The 16,999-nt window shown below is 43.5% G+C and carries 17 protein-coding genes; 12 read left to right on the top strand and 5 right to left on the bottom strand.

Features of this window, described 5'->3' with window-relative positions; all coding sequences use genetic code 11:
• Positions 1–6 precede the first annotated feature (6 nt).
• The 3 genes from F8R90_RS04450 to F8R90_RS04440 all read right to left on the bottom strand — a co-directional run bounded on the left by F8R90_RS04450 (position 7) and on the right by F8R90_RS04440 (position 1,935).
• Complete coding sequence (locus F8R90_RS04450; RefSeq protein ID WP_196509730.1) at positions 7–453, bottom strand: DUF4332 domain-containing protein; 447 nt, start codon at positions 451–453, stop codon at positions 7–9.
• Positions 454–499: 46 nt separating this feature from the next.
• On the bottom strand, positions 500–754 hold the full coding sequence (locus F8R90_RS04445; protein WP_196509732.1) for a hypothetical protein: 255 nt from the start codon (positions 752–754) through the stop codon (positions 500–502).
• A 380-nt stretch (positions 755–1,134) separates the two neighbouring features.
• Positions 1,135–1,935 (bottom strand): PhzF family phenazine biosynthesis protein, encoded by an 801-nt coding sequence (locus F8R90_RS04440; protein WP_196509729.1) that lies wholly within the window; start codon positions 1,933–1,935, stop codon positions 1,135–1,137.
• Positions 1,936–2,140: 205 nt separating this feature from the next.
• Here F8R90_RS04440 and F8R90_RS04435 point away from each other — a divergent pair, with 205 nt between their 5' ends.
• The 9 genes from F8R90_RS04435 to F8R90_RS04395 all read left to right on the top strand — a co-directional run bounded on the left by F8R90_RS04435 (position 2,141) and on the right by F8R90_RS04395 (position 12,049).
• Positions 2,141–2,380, top strand: a complete 240-nt coding sequence (locus F8R90_RS04435) for a hypothetical protein (RefSeq protein WP_230966096.1) — start codon at positions 2,141–2,143, stop codon at positions 2,378–2,380.
• Between the two features lie 162 nt (positions 2,381–2,542).
• Positions 2,543–3,925 carry an aminopeptidase P family protein gene (locus F8R90_RS04430; RefSeq protein ID WP_196509727.1) on the top strand — a complete coding sequence of 461 codons (1,383 nt, stop codon included), beginning with the start codon at positions 2,543–2,545 and terminating at the stop codon, positions 3,923–3,925.
• Between the two features lie 86 nt (positions 3,926–4,011).
• The gene (locus tag F8R90_RS04425; protein WP_196509726.1) at positions 4,012–4,497 is read left to right on the top strand and encodes a hypothetical protein; all 486 of its coding nucleotides are present in this window, start codon (positions 4,012–4,014) and stop codon (positions 4,495–4,497) included.
• Positions 4,498–4,620: 123 nt separating this feature from the next.
• Positions 4,621–7,821: a GAF domain-containing sensor histidine kinase gene (locus F8R90_RS04420; RefSeq protein ID WP_196509725.1), complete on the top strand. Its 3,201-nt coding sequence runs from the start codon at positions 4,621–4,623 to the stop codon at positions 7,819–7,821.
• Positions 7,822–8,164: 343 nt separating this feature from the next.
• Entirely contained in the window at positions 8,165–9,628 is a 1,464-nt protein-coding gene (gene ffh, locus F8R90_RS04415; protein ID WP_196509724.1) for a signal recognition particle protein, read from the top strand.
• A gap of 112 nt (positions 9,629–9,740) precedes the next feature.
• Positions 9,741–10,001 carry a 30S ribosomal protein S16 gene (gene rpsP / locus F8R90_RS04410; RefSeq protein WP_012409382.1) on the top strand — a complete coding sequence of 87 codons (261 nt, stop codon included), beginning with the start codon at positions 9,741–9,743 and terminating at the stop codon, positions 9,999–10,001.
• Positions 9,964–10,398: a KH domain-containing protein gene (locus tag F8R90_RS04405; protein ID WP_190889616.1), complete on the top strand. Its 435-nt coding sequence runs from the start codon at positions 9,964–9,966 to the stop codon at positions 10,396–10,398. Before rpsP ends, F8R90_RS04405 begins: the two co-directional genes overlap by 38 nt.
• A 251-nt stretch (positions 10,399–10,649) precedes the next feature.
• The gene (locus tag F8R90_RS04400) at positions 10,650–11,603 is read left to right on the top strand and encodes a PhoH family protein (protein ID WP_196509723.1); all 954 of its coding nucleotides are present in this window, start codon (positions 10,650–10,652) and stop codon (positions 11,601–11,603) included.
• Between the two features lie 41 nt (positions 11,604–11,644).
• Entirely contained in the window at positions 11,645–12,049 is a 405-nt protein-coding gene (locus tag F8R90_RS04395; protein WP_196509722.1) for a ChuX/HutX family heme-like substrate-binding protein, read from the top strand.
• A gap of 5 nt (positions 12,050–12,054) precedes the next feature.
• Here the strand turns inward: F8R90_RS04395 and F8R90_RS04390 are convergent, their stop codons facing one another.
• A complete protein-coding gene (locus F8R90_RS04390; RefSeq protein WP_196509721.1) occupies positions 12,055–12,393 on the bottom strand; it encodes a carbon dioxide-concentrating mechanism protein CcmK in 339 nt (112 codons plus the stop codon).
• Positions 12,394–12,696: 303 nt separating this feature from the next.
• Here F8R90_RS04390 and F8R90_RS04385 point away from each other — a divergent pair, with 303 nt between their 5' ends.
• From F8R90_RS04385 to F8R90_RS04375, 3 genes are all read left to right on the top strand, one after another.
• Positions 12,697–13,497, top strand: a complete 801-nt coding sequence (locus tag F8R90_RS04385; protein WP_196509720.1) for a DUF6816 family protein — start codon at positions 12,697–12,699, stop codon at positions 13,495–13,497.
• Between the two features lie 88 nt (positions 13,498–13,585).
• Positions 13,586–15,406, top strand: coding sequence for an ABC transporter ATP-binding protein (locus F8R90_RS04380; RefSeq protein ID WP_196509719.1), 1,821 nt, complete (start codon positions 13,586–13,588; stop codon positions 15,404–15,406).
• Between the two features lie 133 nt (positions 15,407–15,539).
• Positions 15,540–15,827, top strand: coding sequence for a hypothetical protein (locus tag F8R90_RS04375; RefSeq protein WP_196509718.1), 288 nt, complete (start codon positions 15,540–15,542; stop codon positions 15,825–15,827).
• 25 nt (positions 15,828–15,852) lie between these two features.
• Here the strand turns inward: F8R90_RS04375 and F8R90_RS04370 are convergent, their stop codons facing one another.
• Positions 15,853–16,809 carry a hypothetical protein gene (locus F8R90_RS04370; RefSeq protein ID WP_230966095.1) on the bottom strand — a complete coding sequence of 319 codons (957 nt, stop codon included), beginning with the start codon at positions 16,807–16,809 and terminating at the stop codon, positions 15,853–15,855.
• Positions 16,810–16,999: the final 190 nt, after the last annotated feature.

Raw genomic sequence — 16,999 nt, 5'->3', positions numbered from 1 at the left:
TGTCCCCTAATTCCCACTCCCCACTATTTTCGCTTGCTGACTCCACTGTTGTACTAGCTCAATTGCTGGACACAAATCTCGTCGCTGCATTGTTGCTACTTGCAAACGCATAATTTGTTGGTGCAATCTGTGAGTGGGAGTTTGAGCCAACTGCGCCACAGAGCCAATACCCGCATGGAGCAATAAACCACAATATTGTATGCCTACACTGGGAATACGCGCTAAGTCAGCTAAAGCCATCCATTTATTTACATACTGAAGATGGATTTGTAGTTTATTTGCTAATGCTAGTCTTGCCTCTAGAGTTTTCCCTTGTTTAATTAGCGCTACTGTGCTAAGAATTCCACAATTTTGCAGTTGAGATTGTTCCTCGTGGCTCAGTCCAGGCAATTGCTCAATTGGCCAGTCACGAGATTGGATACGACTCCGATTATTTGTATTTCTAGCAGACATTTTTGAAATTAAATATAGGCTTCTTTAAATATTGTGACAGTTGGTTCTATGCAGAAATACGCTCTTGCGGTTTATTTGTATTGCTGTGCCATCCAACCTCTTGCAATGAGATTGTATCGGCTGACAATGCCATTGTATCGACTGACAATGCCATTGTGTCGACTGACAATGCCATTGTGTCGACTGACAATGCCATTGTGTCGGCTGACAATGCCATTGTGTCGGCTGACAATGCCATTGTGTCGACTGACAATGCCATTGTGCCGACTGACAATGCCATTGTTTCGACTGACAATGCCATTGCAGCATCGGCTTGCAGAAACTAGGTAGAGTAGATCAATATCTTTGCCAAAGATAATCCCAAATAAGCGTGTTACGGCTTATGTGGCTAACAAGACGCGATCGCCTTGCGTAGCCCCTGACGTTAAAATGGGCGTAAAATCTCTCCAATTTTGCTCGTCTACGTTGGATTGCAGGAAGCTTATGACCCCGATTCCGAAAAGCGCAGCCCAACTCTATCAAACAAACTTTGTAGCATTCTTATTTCAAACGATTAAAATCGCGGCTAGACAAATCAAGTCTGCATTTGCGTACTAAGGTAAAATCAAGGGTTTTGAAGCTTGCCCATGCAGGCTTTGTTCTTGTAGCCGTGATTTTAATCGTTTGATGCAAGATATAAATTTATGCGGTAAATAATTCTCCTCGCATAACAGTTACCGCTTGTCCGCTGAGATATACGCGATCGCCTCCGTCATAATACACCTTCACCACCCCACCGCGTCTGGATGCCTGATAAGCCAATAACTCATTTTTGTGCAAGCGATCGCGCCAGAAGGGAGCAAGACAGCAATGAGTCGCCCCAGTTACAGGGTCTTCATCAATTCCTAAACCCGGTGCAAATAAGCGAGAAACGAAATCATATTGAGAATCAGGGTTAGTGAGGCTGGTGACAATGATCTCAGAAATAGGCAATGTTTTCAGTATTTGGAAATTTGGCTGAATTTGCCGTACCAAATCTTCAGATGCCAATTCCACTAAATAGCCAAAGGAATTCAAGAAAACAGATTTGTACGGTACACCCAAAGCAGCCTTAAGTTCTCGCGGGGCGACTGTTTCTTGTGAATGATTCACAGGAAAATCTAACTCAATCCACTCACCTTGCAAGTTAGCAATTAGCACTCCGCTTTTGGTGTAAAAACGCGCAACTTCATTCCGTGGCAAATGCCCCTCTGACCAAAGCACATGGGCACTAGCTAAAGTTGCATGACCACAAAGCGGTACTTCCACCGTGGGCGTAAACCAACGCAGATTGAAGCCATCATCCTGTCTAACTAGAAAAGCCGTCTCAGATAAATTCATCTCCTGCGCCACATTCTGCATCCAGCGTTCGTCTTGGGGAGTAGACAAAACACAAACAGCAGCAGGATTACCTGCAAAAGGTGTATTGGTAAAAGCATCCACCTGGGTAATGGTTTGTCCCATTAGAGTCACCTTGAAAGTTAGACAGCAATATATTTATCAGCAGTGCGTTAAAGATTTATGCCGACCGTTGCAATTCTTTTAAGACTGCGGATCATTCCTAGGGGCGTACAGCTGTGTTACATCCAAACGCGCCATATACAGTACCTGATAAATTAGGAATAGAATCTCCAAAAACTGGGATCTAATGTCAAAGCAAAACGGAAACATGACGATAAAAATCTTTAGAAGCATCTTTGCTGCTGTCAACTTGGCGCTAATTTCTGGAGGATTAGTTAGTTGTGCTGTTGAAGTACCACAGCCACTTGCTCCAACTGAGCAACAAAAACCAGTCGTACAACCTAACCAGAACGACGAAGATGACGACGACAAAGATAGCGATCGCAAGAATAATGATCGCCAGGATAATAAAGACGATGACGATGATGATAAAGACGATAACGACTAAATAAAGGCAAAGCTATAAGGGAACTCCAAAAAATAAATTATTCCGCTTGAGGTCGTTGACTGTTGACTGTGAACTGTCAACGGTCAACAGTTAACAGTAGCAATGGAATATTTTTTTAGTTGGAAGTCCCTAACCTTTATCCTTCTCTTTGAGTTTCCATTTATGCCTATCCAACAAACTTCTACTTTCCTCGTCGATACTTTACGCCACCGTCGGCAACAACTAGCCAATCTCATTGATTTTCCAGCAATCCTGTGGTCAGGTAGCAACATTTCACGCAACTTTGCAGCAAATCCCTTTCCGTTCCGCGCTAGCAGTCATTTCCTCTATTTTGCCGGACTGCCATTATCAAAGGCGGCAATTCGTCTAGAAGCCGGCAAGCTAGAACTATTTATCGATGATCCATCACCTAGCAGCGCCCTTTGGCATGGAGAAATGCCAACCCGTGAGGAAATAGCTCAGAAGATTGGGGCGGATGTGGCCCGACCAATGGCAGAATTAGAGTCTTGGATAGAAAATGCCGCCACACTTGCCGTACAAGATGCAGCTACTTGGACGCAGCAGACGCAGCTATTAAGTAGATGGGTTTTACCACAAAGTCCTCCCCAAGGAATTGACTTGGAGTTAGCTAAAGCGATCGTTTCTCTCCGCCTCACTCATGATGAAGCTGCATTAACCCAGTTGCGAAAAGCTGCGGCTGTCACTGTTGAGGCGCACAAAGCTGGTATGGCAGCAACACCTAAAGCCAAGCTGGAAGCAGAAGTTCGTGCAGCGATGGAAGGGGTAATTATTGCCCATAATATGACTACTTCCTACAACAGTATTGTCACCGTCCACGGTGAAGTTTTGCATAACGAGCAATATCACCATCCCCTACAACCAGGTGATTTACTGCTTGCCGATGTTGGTGCTGAAACTGAGATGGGTTGGGCAGGTGATGTCACTCGCACTTGGCCAGTTTCCGGTAAGTTTTCATCCACCCAAAGAGATATATATAATGTTGTGCTGGCAGCCCATGATGCTTGTATTGCCAAAATACACCCTGGTGTAGAGTATGGGGATATTCATTTGCTAGCTGCTACGGTGATAGCTGAAGGTTTAGTAGAGTTAGGAATTTTACAAGGAAATCCCCAAGATTTAGTAGAGATGGATGCCCATGCGCTGTTTTTCCCTCATGGTATCGGTCATCTACTGGGTTTAGATGTTCATGATATGGAAGATTTGGGTGATTTAGCAGGGTATGAAGAGGGGCGTGAAAGGAGCGATCGCTTTGGCTTAGGCTACCTCCGTTTAAATCGTCCCCTGCGTCCAGGAATGTTAGTCACAATTGAACCTGGTTTTTATCAAGTACCAGCAATTTTAAATGATGCAAATGTTCGCTCAAAATATGAGAATGTGGTGAATTGGCAGCGTTTATCTGAATTTGCTGATGTACGCGGAATCCGCATCGAAGATGATGTTTTAGTTACCGCAGAAGGTAGCGAAGTTTTAACAGCCGCATTACCGAATAGTGCCAGTGCTATAGAAGATTTAGTGGGTTGTTAAAAAATATCCACTACTTTAAGCCTTGCCGATTGGTATCGTGAAGACATAGTATTTCACCTCGTAATATCTAAAATAATTCCAAATTCATGATAAAAACCCCCATAGGATTACTACTCAACGGAGTTATTGTCACCTTCGGACTATTGCCATTATTAGCTCAAGCACAGCAGCCGGTTTCTGATATTCAAGTTGCGGCGATGGTAGAGGCGTTGCGACAGGCTGCACCGCAGACAAAAAATCCCAACAATGGATATTACAGCGAATGGCAAGTTAAACCAGAAACCCTTAAAGGTTGGACAAAAACTTGTCTAAAACGAGAACTGACACCGACGCAGTTTGAAAACAGCCCTGCGATCGCTCGCCAAGTTGTATCCTGCATTACCCGCCGTGAGTTAACCAATCAGTTCCGTGCCACCAACAATAATGAAATTGCATCTGTGCGCGGTGCAGCTTGTTGGTGGATGACTGGTAGCTATACAGGTTGTGACAAAGGCTTCACTGCTGAGTATGTGCAAAAAGTTGTCCGCTTTTACCAACAACAGCGTTCAAAACCAACAGCAACTCAACCATAAAAGGGCAATTACAGCAGTTTTTAAATGATATGACCCGATAATATTGCAATCTAGTTTCATTCTGTGATCTAAAAAATCAACAAGGGAATACTAAAAGGAGGTATTTCATTTTCTCTATACTTTATGACGATAAACGGTTATGAGTCGAATCTATTAGACCTGCAAGATTGCCACAAACAGCTACAGTTAACGGTTCAGTACCAAAAAATCTTGGGGAGAATTCTGGCTAAGATTCGCTCATCTGTAAACCTAGAATCTCTATGCTCGACTTCTTGTCAAGATATTTGTCGGCAATTGAAGATTGAGCGAGTTGCAATTTATCGCTTCAACCCAGATTGGAGCGGTAGTTTTATCAATCATTTTGGCTTTGCAGAACCACCTTGGGATAGACTGACCGCCTTTGGGCAGGGCTTAGTGTGGGAAGATTCACATTTGCAAGAAACTCAGGGAGGGCGATATCGCAAAAATGAGCCATTTGCCGTAGCTGACATTTACGATGCAGGACATTCTCGGTGTCATATTGAAGTATTAGAACAATTTCAAATTCGGGGCTATGCGATCGCGCCTATTTTCATTGGTGCAAAACTATGGGGGATACTTGCAGCCTATCAACACTCCGCTCCTCGACAATGGCATCGTAACGAAGTTGAATTCTTAGTGCAAGCTGCCAGCCATCTTGGTGTGGCAATGCAGCAGGCAGAAAACTTAGAACAAACCAAACAACGGACAGCAGAACTGCAAGATGCGATCGCGCGGCAACGCGCCTTGACGGAAGTGGTAGGGAATATTCGCTCGTCTGTGAACACCGAAATTATTCTAAATACCGCCTGTCAGGAACTTTGCAAACTTCTGAAGCTAGAGCGGGCGGCGGTTTATCGCTTCAATGAAGACTGGAGCGGTGAATTTGTGAGCCAATTCGGTATGGTAGAGGCGCAGTGGGAGCGAATCAATCCATTTGGCAGAAATCTCGTTTGGGAAGATACCCACCTCCAAGAGACAAAAGGCGGACGCTATCGCAATAACGAAAGTTTTACCGTAAACGACATTTATCAAGTCGGTCACTCGCGTTGTCACATTGACATTTTAGAGCAATTCAAGATTCGGGCGTATATATTAGCGCCCATCTTCATCGGGCCAAAACTGTGGGGACTGATATCGGCATATCAACACTCTGGACCGCGGCAATGGGCAAATTATGAAGTTGAGTTCCTTGGACAGGTGGGGGCACAATTAGGGGTTGCAATTCAGCAAGCCGAGAATTTAACTCAGTCAAAACAACAGGCGATCGCTCTACAAGATGCGATCGCTCGGCAACGGGGATTAACTGAAGTTGTCGGAAAAATTCGCTCCTCCCTAGATATTGAATTAATCCTAAAAACCACTTGCCAGGAAGTGTGTAAACTGCTGCGAGTTGAACGAGTCGGCGTTTATCGTTTTAATCCAGACTGGAGTGGTGAATTCGTCAGTCATTTCGGCATGGTTGAGGCCCAGTGGGACAGCATCAATCCCTTTGGCAAAAATCTCGTTTGGGAAGATACCCACCTCCAAGAAACCAAAGGCGGACGCTACCGCAACAACGAAAATTTTGCTGTAAATGACATCTACCAAGCCGGACACTCACGTTGTCACCTAGAGATATTAGAGCAATTTAAGATTCGTGCCTATGCGTTGACCCCAATTTTTGTAGGACGGAATCTGTGGGGATTGTTGGCTGCCTATCAACATTCTGCACCGCGCCAGTGGGATAGTGTAGAAGTGGAATTTTTGGGACAGGTTGCCAGCCAACTCGGAGTAGCGCTGCAAAGTTCTCAAATGCTGACCCAAATCCAAACTCGCGCTGATGAACTGCACAAATCGGCTGAACAGCGCCGGATTTTATTTGATTTGGTCGTCCAAATTCGGGAATCGTTGGATTTGGAGACGATCCTTAAAACCACAGTACAGGAAGTGCGGCGATCGCTAAGTACAGATCGAGTTGGCATCTTCCGCTTTGATCCGAATGTCGGTTTTTGCAGCGGTGAATTTATTGCCGAAGATGTGTTACCCAAATTTGATTCTGCCCTGGCCGTAAAAGTGCAAGACTATTGCTTCGGTGACCAATACGCACCGCAATATCGCCAAGGGCAAGTGCAAGTAATATCTGATGTCAACAGCGTTGGCTCCAAAGTACCTCATCTTGATGTGATTGAGCGATTCCAAGTCAAAGCCCAGATTATTGTGCCGTTGATGGAAGGCGATGAACTATGGGGCTTGTTGTGCATTCACCAATGCACCCATACACGTAATTGGGAAGAGGCTGAATTGGAATTTGTCACCCAAGTGGCAGCTCAACTCAGCGTAGCGCTGCATCAAGCCAACTTGTTTCAACAATCCAGTTTGCTGGGTCAAACTCGTGAAGAAGCGAATCAACTCGCTCAGACACTGAATGAACTGCGTACTGCCCAAATGCAAATTATTCACGCTGAAAAAATGGCTAGTTTGGGTCAACTAGTGGCGGGAGTTGCCCATGAAATTAATAATCCCATTAATTTCATCCACGGCAACTTGGAACACGCCCACCAATACACCCAAGAATTGCTTCGCTATGTGGAACTTTTTTGGCATCATTATCCCAATGCCGTACCAGAGATCCAAGAGTTTTTCAATAAAGCTGAAATAGAGTATTTATTCGAGGACTTACCTAAATTATTCCAGTCCATGCAGGTCGGCACTGAGCGCATTTGCGAAATTGTCACCTCTTTGCGAAACTTCTCACGTCTAGACGAAGCTGACTTCAAGCCAGCAAATATTCACGAAGGCATCGACAGTACATTGATGATTTTGCAAAACCGTTTGAAGCCCTCAGCCGATAGCTTCACCATTGATGTGAGCAAAGATTATAATACATTACCTCTAATAGAATGCTATCCCGGTCAGTTGAATCAGGTATTTATGAATTTGCTGTCCAATGCCATTGATGCCCTAGAAGAACGAACCACGCAACAATCTTCCGAAGCAATCGCAAAAAACCCCAGCAAAATCCGAATTTCTACCTCCCTGCTCAATAAAGATTGGATTGTCATTCGCATAGCCGACAACGGACTTGGCATGGATGAAAAAGTCCTTTCTCGACTGTTCGATCCATTTTTTACTACCAAGGTTGTCGGTAAAGGTACAGGACTGGGATTGTCTATCAGCTATCAGATAGTTACAGAAAAACACAACGGCAAGATATACTGCCAATCTGAACTTGGCAAAGGTACAGAGTTTGTGGTTGAGTTGCCAATTCGTCAGGTCACATCTAGAAAATCAGTATCTAAAGTTAATGTGTTAGACCAAGTATAAACAAAGAGGCAAAGTGATGATTTTTGCGAACTCACCTGAAAAATTATCACTCAGCCCTCAGTACTGTTTTGCTCACGGTAGTATTACATAATTGTTTTAACTTTTCAGTGACTCAGACAACTTTCCTAATCATCTGTAGTGCTGGCATTTTTCCCTTTGAAAAAATCAAAATTTACAAACAAAGGACAATTTGCCAATTCAATAAAGGTAGGTATTTGGTTGCTACAGTCGCGGTGAAAAATACTAAGCTGGTAAATAGCACGTTTAAATTTTAGCGGAAATTCGGAATCGCATTCATCGGCGGTTCAAAATTTCCCATTGGCGAACTACCTGTAATTACATTATGTTTGATGCTTTATCTGACCGTTTAGAAGCCGCCTGGAAAAAACTGCGGGGACAGGACAAAATTTCTCAATCCAACATTCAAGATGCTTTGCGCGAAGTGCGCCGCGCCTTGTTGGAGGCAGATGTCAATCTCCAGGTAGTCAAAGATTTTATTAGCGAAGTCGAAGCCAAGGCACAGGGAGCCGAGGTGATTACCGGCGTGCGACCTGACCAACAGTTCATCAAAATTGTTCACGATGAACTGGTGCAGGTGATGGGAGAAGAAAATGTTCCCATAGCAGAAGCCCAGGAACAGCCTACTATTGTGTTGATGGCTGGGTTGCAAGGTACTGGTAAAACCACAGCTACAGCTAAGTTAGCCTTACATCTGAGAAAATTAGATCGTAGCTGTTTGTTGGTGGCGACAGACGTATATCGCCCAGCAGCGATCGACCAGTTACTGACGTTGGGTAAGCAAATTGACGTACCAGTATTTGAACTAGGAAGCGATGCAGATCCCGTAGAAATTGCAAGGCAAGGTGTAGAACGCGCTAGGGCAGAAGGTGTAAACACAGTAATTATTGATACTGCCGGTCGTCTGCAAATTGACGAAGATATGATGGCGGAGTTAGCCCGCATCAAAGCAACTGTCCAACCCCATGAAACTCTGTTGGTGGTGGATGCGATGACTGGTCAAGAGGCAGCTAATCTTACCCGCACATTCCATGAGCAGATAGGAATTACTGGGGCCATTCTCACCAAGTTGGATGGTGATAGCCGTGGTGGTGCAGCGCTGTCAGTGCGAAAGATTTCGGGAGCGCCGATTAAGTTTGTGGGTGTAGGCGAGAAAGTCGAGGCACTGCAACCGTTTTATCCCGATCGCATGGCATCGCGGATTCTGGGAATGGGCGATGTGCTGACCCTGGTAGAAAAAGCCCAAGAAGAGTTTGATTTAGCCGATGCTGAGAAAATGCAGGAGAAAATCCTGTCAGCGAAGTTTGACTTTACTGACTTTCTCAAGCAGTTGCGGATGCTGAAGAATATGGGTTCTCTGGGAGGCTTCATCAAGATGATCCCAGGGATGAACAAGCTCTCAGACGATCAGCTTAAGCAGGGAGAAACCCAGCTAAAACGCTGTGAGGCGATGATTAACTCCATGACTCGCCAAGAACGTCACGACCCCGATTTATTAGCCAGTTCTCCCAGTCGGCGGCGGCGGATTGCTGCTGGCTCCGGCTATAGAGAGTCAGATGTGACTAAACTGGTGGGTGATTTCCAAAAAATGCGATCGCTCATGCAGCAAATGGGTCAAGGTGGTTTCCCTGGAATGCCGGGAATGTTCGGCGGTGGCGGTATGGGTAACGCCTTCGCAGGCGCAGGCAATCGTCCCCCAGCCCCCGGATGGCGGGGTTATGATGGTGCCCCAGCCACGAAAAAGAAAAAACCCAAAGATAAAAAGAAAAAAGGCTTTGGCAATCTTTAGTTCTTGGGCATGGGGCATTGCTAATAACTAATGACTAATAGCACCAAATGCTAGACGAGTGCTAAAATTAGCATTTCGGCATACTTACCAATTAGGAGAATGATTCTTCAACATGATCAAACTGCGCTTGAAGCGATTCGGTAAAAAGCGGGAAGCAAGTTACCGCATTGTCGCCATTAACAACCTCGCTCGCCGCGATGGTCGTCCCTTAGAAGAGTTGGGATTCTATAACCCCAGAACCGATGAAGTGCGATTAGACGTTCCCGGTATCGTCAAGCGACTACAACAAGGCGCTCAACCCACTGACACCGTCCGTCGCATTCTAGTAAAAGCTAATGTTTTTGAACAGGTCAGTGCAACAGCCGCATCATAATTTCGGAACAAAATTCCCAACAGCTAGTCCCAACTATGTTGGGCTGGTTCGGTTTTTGGTGCAGCCGTTTTTGGAATCTCCAGAGACTTTAAGCGTCGATTGTGAAATTTCTCAGGCCCTTAACCGGGTTTGGGTTCGTATCGCTTTTGAAAGCACAGATAAAGGGAAAGTTTTTGGTCGAGGGGGACGCAATATTCAGGCGATTCGTACAGTAATTGCCGCAGCCGCAGCCGCAGCTGGACAATCAATATACCTGGATATCTACGGCAGCACCACTCCGGGCCGCGAAGGTATGTCTTTTGATGAAGAGACAGAAGAACGATCGCCACCGCCGACTAGGAGAGAACCGCGTGGAAATGATGGGCCTAAACCCATTGTTAAACCCCGTCTCCGTTAGGTTAAAACTAGAGAGCAAGTCTGAGCGGTTGTAGTTACCTCCGCTCAGAATTTTTGTAAAGATGGAAAGTAGCAAAAAGATTTTTGGATCTTTTTTTGGACTCTTCACCGATAGGGGCGTACCGCTGTACGCCCCTACAACCGATTCTTTTGTTGCAAATATTTTTTCAAAATGTAAGTAATAAAAGCGTAATTTCGCCCTTGGCGAGAAAACTTAACCTTTGTACAGATCCTCACCAATTAAGAAATACTATGGCAGGTGCCTTAACAATTCAGCTGCCCAATATTCCCAGTGCGATCGCTCTTGCGGGAGATGGAGAAGAAAATCTCAAAATCCTATCTCGTCAAACAGGAGCCACCTTAGTGCTACGCGGACAGGAATTACTAATTTCTGGTACTGAAGCGCAAATTGATCTGGCTTCTCGATTAGTGCGATCGCTTGAAGACCTCTGGATTAAAGGCAATACTATTTCCAGTGCCGATATTTTAACAGCTCGTCAAGCCATAGATAGCGATCGGCAAGGAGAACTGCAAGATTTACAACGAGATGTCCTTGCTAAAAGTCGCCGGGGCGAAGAAGTCCGTGCCAAAACCTTCCGCCAGCGTCAATATATCGACGCACTCCGTAGGCGTGACCTCACTTTTGGCATTGGGCCAGCTGGTACCGGCAAGACTTATCTCGCTGTTGTTGTCGCCGTGCAAGCACTCCTTGCCAACCAGTTTGAAAAGCTAATTTTAACTCGCCCTGCGGTCGAAGCCGGTGAAAAACTCGGTTTTTTGCCTGGAGACTTACAGCAGAAAGTTAACCCCTATCTTCGCCCACTCTACGATGCTATTTATGAATTCATCGACCCAGAAAAAGTACCCAGTTTAATGGAACGCGGTGTGATTGAAGTCGCACCACTCGCCTATATGCGGGGACGCACCCTCAATAACGCTTTTGTAATTGTGGATGAAGCTCAAAATACTACACCTGCTCAGATGAAAATGGTTTTGACTCGTTTGGGTTTCCGTTCTCGGATGGTGATTACAGGCGACATGACACAAACGGATTTGCCGCTTTACCAACAATCAGGTTTAGGAGTGGCTTTACAAATTTTAAAACACGTTGAAGGCATTGCCTTTTGTGAATTTTCCCAAAAGGATGTTGTACGCCATCCTCTAGTTCAGCGCATTGTCGCTGCTTATGAACAATACGAGAAATAGGGATTAGTCATTAGTCAAAAAACTAACAAGGATAACAATTTATGAGTACTACTTTGAAAGAATTTTTAGCAGCTTGCGAGACTTTGGGAACCTTGCGTTTAATTGTGACTAGCAGCGCTGCTGTATTAGAAGCACGAGGCAAAGTAGAAAAGTTATTTTATGCAGAATTGCCTAAAGGTAAGTATGCGAATATGCACACCGAAGGCTTTGAGTTTCACTTGAATATGGACAAAATTACTCAGGTGAAATTTGAAACTGGTGAAGCGAAGAGGGGTAACTTTACAACCTATGCTATTCGGTTTTTAGATGATAAACAGGAGCCTGCTTTAAGCCTATTTTTGCAATGGGGTAAACCGGGAGAATATGAACCAGGACAGGTGGAAGCTTGGCAGTTTCTACGAGAAAAGTATGGAGATATTTGGCAACCTTTACCAGCAGAAATTTAATACAGCTAAACTGATAAAGGTGGAGGAAATCGGATATCTGCACTGAACTGCTCCACATTAACGCTGCGATGAATCGGTAAAACATATTCTAAATTTTCGTGGGGGCGAGGAATAATATGAGAAGAAAGCACCTCGCCACCGTTAACTGGTAGCACCGCTTTTAGTCCTGCTGTCACCGCCACATTCACCTCGCCTATAACCCCCCGAATTAACACGGTAATTCGTCCCAAATCAGTATTTTCATAACCAACAAGAGTGACACGGGCAGCTTTACACATCGCATCTCCCACTTCCACTGCTGTGGGAACGCCATAAACTTCAATCATGCCTAGTGCCAATGTCATGCTGTCACCATAATTTAAGATTGTAGGGTTAAGTAACTTTAACTACATTGATTTCTTGTGATGGTAAATTAATGAATAAACGATATTCTGTAAGTGAATAGCTAGCAGGATAATACGCAATAAATTAAGTGTATCATTATCCCATAGATTAAGTAAAATGGCGGAACTAAAGTGAACTATACAAATAAAAATAAAACTCTATGATTAGCTGGGAGTAAGCGATTACTACAAACTTTCAATTTTTTACACAAACTTACTTAATTGTTTATCGATAAATAATAAACGTGAAATATAAAATTACTAATGCTTACAATGAAGGTAATTTGGAGTTTTTGCTTGCTGCTTTTATTCTTCCTGTGGGATGGCGATGCTCTTGCAGGAGAGTTGTCTGAACGGTTAGCAAATTTTCCTCAATGGGAAAAATTAACTTCAGTGCAACCCGCTTCGGGTGATTTAGTTTACCCGGAATGGATGGCTGGTTCTTGGCAAGTTACAAGTACATTGGTAGATTTAGTTGCGCCTTTAGCACCAGAAATTGTAACTCCAGGTTTTGAAGGTAATCGCCGACAATTAAATCAGCCTGTGAGTTTTGTAGTAAGATTTGTGAAAGAGCAACCACATGTTTCTGGGTTAAATATATTACCTAAGATAGATAACAAATCCTCAATTTTAGTAGCAGATAGAGCGTTTAATAGCTTGAATTTGGCAAGGGCTTATTTAGGGGATGAAGCAGTATTATTAGTCAAAGTAGATCCAGATTCACCTAATCGTCAGATTACATTTTTGCGTAGCAGTCGCCAACTAGTTTCCATTGTGACTGCACGGGGTATAGAAACTGCCCCTGATGACGTATTCATCACTACAGAACTGTTTCAACAAATATTCAAAGGCGGTTCACGCCCCTATTTAAACTCTGTAGAATCTACCACTGCTTATCATAAACTTCCAACAGCCAATCCGGCAATTGAGGCAGATCAAGTTACTGCTGTCTATCTTTCACCACAAGATCCAGATTACTTTAAAGCTGGTTCTCGACCAGTTGCTCTCTATCGCTATCGCCTAGAATTTGTCCCCACACAAATACCTACTACTCCAAAGGAGTGATTTAAATCTATAGCTCTTGACTACCTTGTAATACAAATGTAGTATATAAATTCCAAGTTTACGATCGCGCTCTTGGACGGTGTGCATCATGGCAAAATTTCGAGATATTGTCAATTACTTTCGCTCTTACTGGAAGCTGAGTGTTTTCAGTATTACAGCATCTAGCATTTACGAAGTTATTGATTTAGTTGTACCTTACGCGATCGGGCAGATTTTAAACGTTTTGTCTGATCAACCTTTGGATAAACCACTTCAAAGTGCGATCGCAACTTTTTCTGACATCACCAATTACCCAGTTAATAAAGCTCTATCTTTAGGCGTGCTACTGGGTTTAATATTCGTTGTCACCGTAGTGAAAGCGCCAACACAACCCTGGTTAACCAATTGGTTTCATTGGGATATAGCTTTCAGATCGCGTCGAGATAACAACGAAACAGCGATCGCTAAAGTTCTCACTCTCCCACTAGAATTTTATGATGAAAATAACCCTGGACGGATTGCCGGAAGAGTAGCTAGAGGTGTTGCTAACCACACTTGGGTGTATCCCGAAATCGCCGGACAGTTAATTCCTAAACTGGCTCGTGTACTGGGGATTTTTGTGTTTATCTTGTTCATTGAGTGGCGGATTGCAATTTTATATCTAATTTCCTTTGTAATTATTCTCAGCTTCAGCTTGAAGAATTTACAAAAGCTAATTGGGTATGAAAGTCGTCTGGATAAATATGGAGAAGACACCGAAAGCCGCACTTCCGAATTGATCACTAATATCAAAACGGTGAAAGCATTTGCTACAGAAGGGAGGGAACTGAAACGGCAAAAGCAACGTTTGGATCGTGAATTAACAGTGCTTGATTATCGCATCCACAAAGGTTATACGATACTGGGTACTTGGCAAAGAACTGTAATTCAGTTTTGTGTGTTTACAATTCTGGGTTTAACTTTAGCAGCAACAGTAAATGGGAGAATTTCTCTCGGTCACTTTGTCATGACCTTAACTCTTTCTAGCATGGCATATGCCGAATTAGAACCTATTAGTAGCTTGGCAGAAGTTTTTGCCCGTCGTTATTCTTCCATGCTGCGGTTTCACGAATTTCTGCAAGAGCCTACGGCATCTGATTCAGCTAGTCTTTTAGAAGAGAACAACCAGACAGAATCACCTTATAAATTTACTGGAAAAGTTGAGTTGTCGCACCTCAGTTTTGGATATGATGCCAAGCGTCAAGTTTTGCAAGATATTAACTTGTTGATTGAGCCATACCAAACAGTGGCATTAGTGGGGCGTTCCGGTTCTGGTAAGTCTACTTTAGTGAAGTTGCTATTACGATATTTTGAACCTCAAGAAGGTCAAATTCTTATTGATGGTCAAGATATTCGGACTTTGGATGTGGGTAAGTATAGACGGAGATTAGCGATCGTTCACCAAGAAGTAGACGTTTTCAACGGTACCATATTGGATAACCTTACCTACGGCAGGCCGAATGCTAGTTTGGAGCAGGTTCAGGAAGCCTGTAGAATTGCCAGAGTTGATGAAGTCGTGCAGCATTTACCAAAAGGTTATTATACCGTCGTCGGGGAACGAGGTGTCAGGTTATCTGGAGGACAAAGACAACGTTTAGGAATTGCTAGGGCGTTGCTAGTGGAACCAGACGTGCTGATTTTTGACGAAGCCACCTCTAGTTTAGATTATGAGTCTGAACGTTCAATTCAGCTAGCGATGCGATCGATTCAGGGCACTTGTACAACCATCGTGATTGCCCATCGTCTAAGCACAGTGCGAGAAGCCGATAAAATTGTGGTTCTGGAGCAAGGAAAGATTGTAGAAGTGGGTAGCCACGATGAACTCTTGCGTCATGAGGGCATTTACCGCCGCTTGCACTCCCTGCAAGAAACAGGAGAACTCCTGAATTAGGGGACATATATATTTTGGATTTTAGATTGGTCCTACGAATTAATCTGCTTGATTAAATCGGTCTTATTGTTAATAAGGTCGATTTTTTTCCAATTTTACCCAACAGTATTTTGTACAAGACTGTTTGACTACTATGCAAGAAAGATTTTCACAAATTGCTGTGAGTTTAGCCCACACAACCCAATTGATTGAAAGAGCGGTGATAACAGTTCAGCGTTGTAGTCAAAAATTAACTAATTTGGCAGTAGATATTAAAAAGGCTAATCAAACTTCAATCCAAGTGTTAGGGTTACATCAAAATCATCATAACTCCCTTGGTGAGATTATTCCTCAACTCAAGGAAGGAACTACTAGTTTTTCAAAAGCGATTAACAAACTTGATAAATTACAGCAAGGAATTGCGAATAAAGCTGATGCTTGAATCGAATTTTTCCAATAATCAAAAGCTAAGATTTACTCTTATCGGCTTCATTTTGCGCCGCCTCACTGTATTTCTTATATAGTTGAGTACGAATCTTAGCTTCCTGATAACGGCTGTGGTTTTGTGGCACCGTGCCCATTAAATCTGAAGCCCGTTGCCACTTAGCGGCGATCTCTAACCACTGAGTTGAGGTTGTGGCTGTTTTACCAGATGCAGAAGCTTGGTTGGCAATTCGCACAGATATTGCAAATGGATCATCAGATGCTTCAGAAAGGCTATTGTTAGAAGCACGGGATGGTGTTTGGGTTTTCTTCTCGTTAGTATTTTCTGTAGTTAAAGATTTAGAAGTTTCTAGTTGCATTAGGTTTTTCACTTTATTACCTAACTGGGCATAAACAACCCAACTAAGCAACAACAGTGAACATAAACCAGCCGCTGCTAATATCTTGGTTTTAGGCTTATTTTTGTGTTTTTCTTGATTAATAAGTACTAAAGGACGAGAAACTGGAGTTTTAGGAAAACTTGGTTTTCCTAGTTCAGCTTGAGCTTCTGTGAAATCTTTAATGAGTTGCTTGACAATATTAGGCTGAATTAATGTAATTTCCTGTGACCAAAGCAATTGATTTTCGCGATCGCTATCTATTTCTTTTAACCAAAGTAATTGTTGTTCCCGAACAATCCGACTGTTGATATTGACTCGGCGAATGTGACGCGGGGCGATGGACTCAAGAATTTGCTGGATTTGTTCTACGAGGGGAGATTGCTCAAGTTGCTCTACCCTAGCCGCTTCACACAGAAGTTGTAAGACACCATCAGAAAAAATGGCTCTAGTTCTGACACCAGACTTGGCTAGCTTTTCATTCAATAGCTGAATAATTGCAGCAACGCTACCTTGGTGAGCTTGCCAAACGATATCATTTATCCGGTCTACCATCTGAAATTTAGTGATAGCTCTTCTATCCTGACTGATTAACGTATTCATTAATTTAGGGACTCTTTTCTACTGACCTTGATCTTGTCTTCGATTTTACGAGTAAAAAGATGAGTTGCCAAATAAAATCATAAATATACAGCCTACTTTTTCGGTTCGGCAAGGACGCTCGATCACGCTAAGTTAATTGGACACTCTCACGCCTTGAAAGCGTGGGCTTCTTGAGATTAAACTGCGCTTT

The sequence above is a fragment of the Nostoc sp. NZL genome, from assembly GCF_015714705.1.
GTDB classification, from domain to species: Bacteria; Cyanobacteriota; Cyanobacteriia; order Cyanobacteriales; family Nostocaceae; genus Nostoc; species Nostoc foliaceum_A.
The sequence above is the reverse complement of the archived record's forward strand: the minus strand, read 5'-3'. Positions and strand labels throughout refer to the sequence as shown.

Coding starts and splice junctions, on each gene's coding strand:
- F8R90_RS04450 (WP_196509730.1), bottom strand. CDS start 453: ATGTCTGCTAGAAATACAAATAATCGGAGTCGTATCCAATCTCGTGAC.
- F8R90_RS04445 (WP_196509732.1), bottom strand. CDS start 754: ATGGCATTGTCAGTCGAAACAATGGCATTGTCAGTCGGCACAATGGCA.
- F8R90_RS04440 (WP_196509729.1), bottom strand. CDS start 1,935: ATGGGACAAACCATTACCCAGGTGGATGCTTTTACCAATACACCTTTT.
- F8R90_RS04435 (WP_230966096.1), top strand. CDS start 2,141: ATGACGATAAAAATCTTTAGAAGCATCTTTGCTGCTGTCAACTTGGCG.
- F8R90_RS04430 (WP_196509727.1), top strand. CDS start 2,543: ATGCCTATCCAACAAACTTCTACTTTCCTCGTCGATACTTTACGCCAC.
- F8R90_RS04425 (WP_196509726.1), top strand. CDS start 4,012: ATGATAAAAACCCCCATAGGATTACTACTCAACGGAGTTATTGTCACC.
- F8R90_RS04420 (WP_196509725.1), top strand. CDS start 4,621: ATGACGATAAACGGTTATGAGTCGAATCTATTAGACCTGCAAGATTGC.
- ffh (WP_196509724.1), top strand. CDS start 8,165: ATGTTTGATGCTTTATCTGACCGTTTAGAAGCCGCCTGGAAAAAACTG.
- rpsP (WP_012409382.1), top strand. CDS start 9,741: ATGATCAAACTGCGCTTGAAGCGATTCGGTAAAAAGCGGGAAGCAAGT.
- F8R90_RS04405 (WP_190889616.1), top strand. CDS start 9,964: ATGTTTTTGAACAGGTCAGTGCAACAGCCGCATCATAATTTCGGAACA.
- F8R90_RS04400 (WP_196509723.1), top strand. CDS start 10,650: ATGGCAGGTGCCTTAACAATTCAGCTGCCCAATATTCCCAGTGCGATC.
- F8R90_RS04395 (WP_196509722.1), top strand. CDS start 11,645: ATGAGTACTACTTTGAAAGAATTTTTAGCAGCTTGCGAGACTTTGGGA.
- F8R90_RS04390 (WP_196509721.1), bottom strand. CDS start 12,393: ATGACATTGGCACTAGGCATGATTGAAGTTTATGGCGTTCCCACAGCA.
- F8R90_RS04385 (WP_196509720.1), top strand. CDS start 12,697: ATGCTTACAATGAAGGTAATTTGGAGTTTTTGCTTGCTGCTTTTATTC.
- F8R90_RS04380 (WP_196509719.1), top strand. CDS start 13,586: ATGGCAAAATTTCGAGATATTGTCAATTACTTTCGCTCTTACTGGAAG.
- F8R90_RS04375 (WP_196509718.1), top strand. CDS start 15,540: ATGCAAGAAAGATTTTCACAAATTGCTGTGAGTTTAGCCCACACAACC.
- F8R90_RS04370 (WP_230966095.1), bottom strand. CDS start 16,809: ATGAATACGTTAATCAGTCAGGATAGAAGAGCTATCACTAAATTTCAG.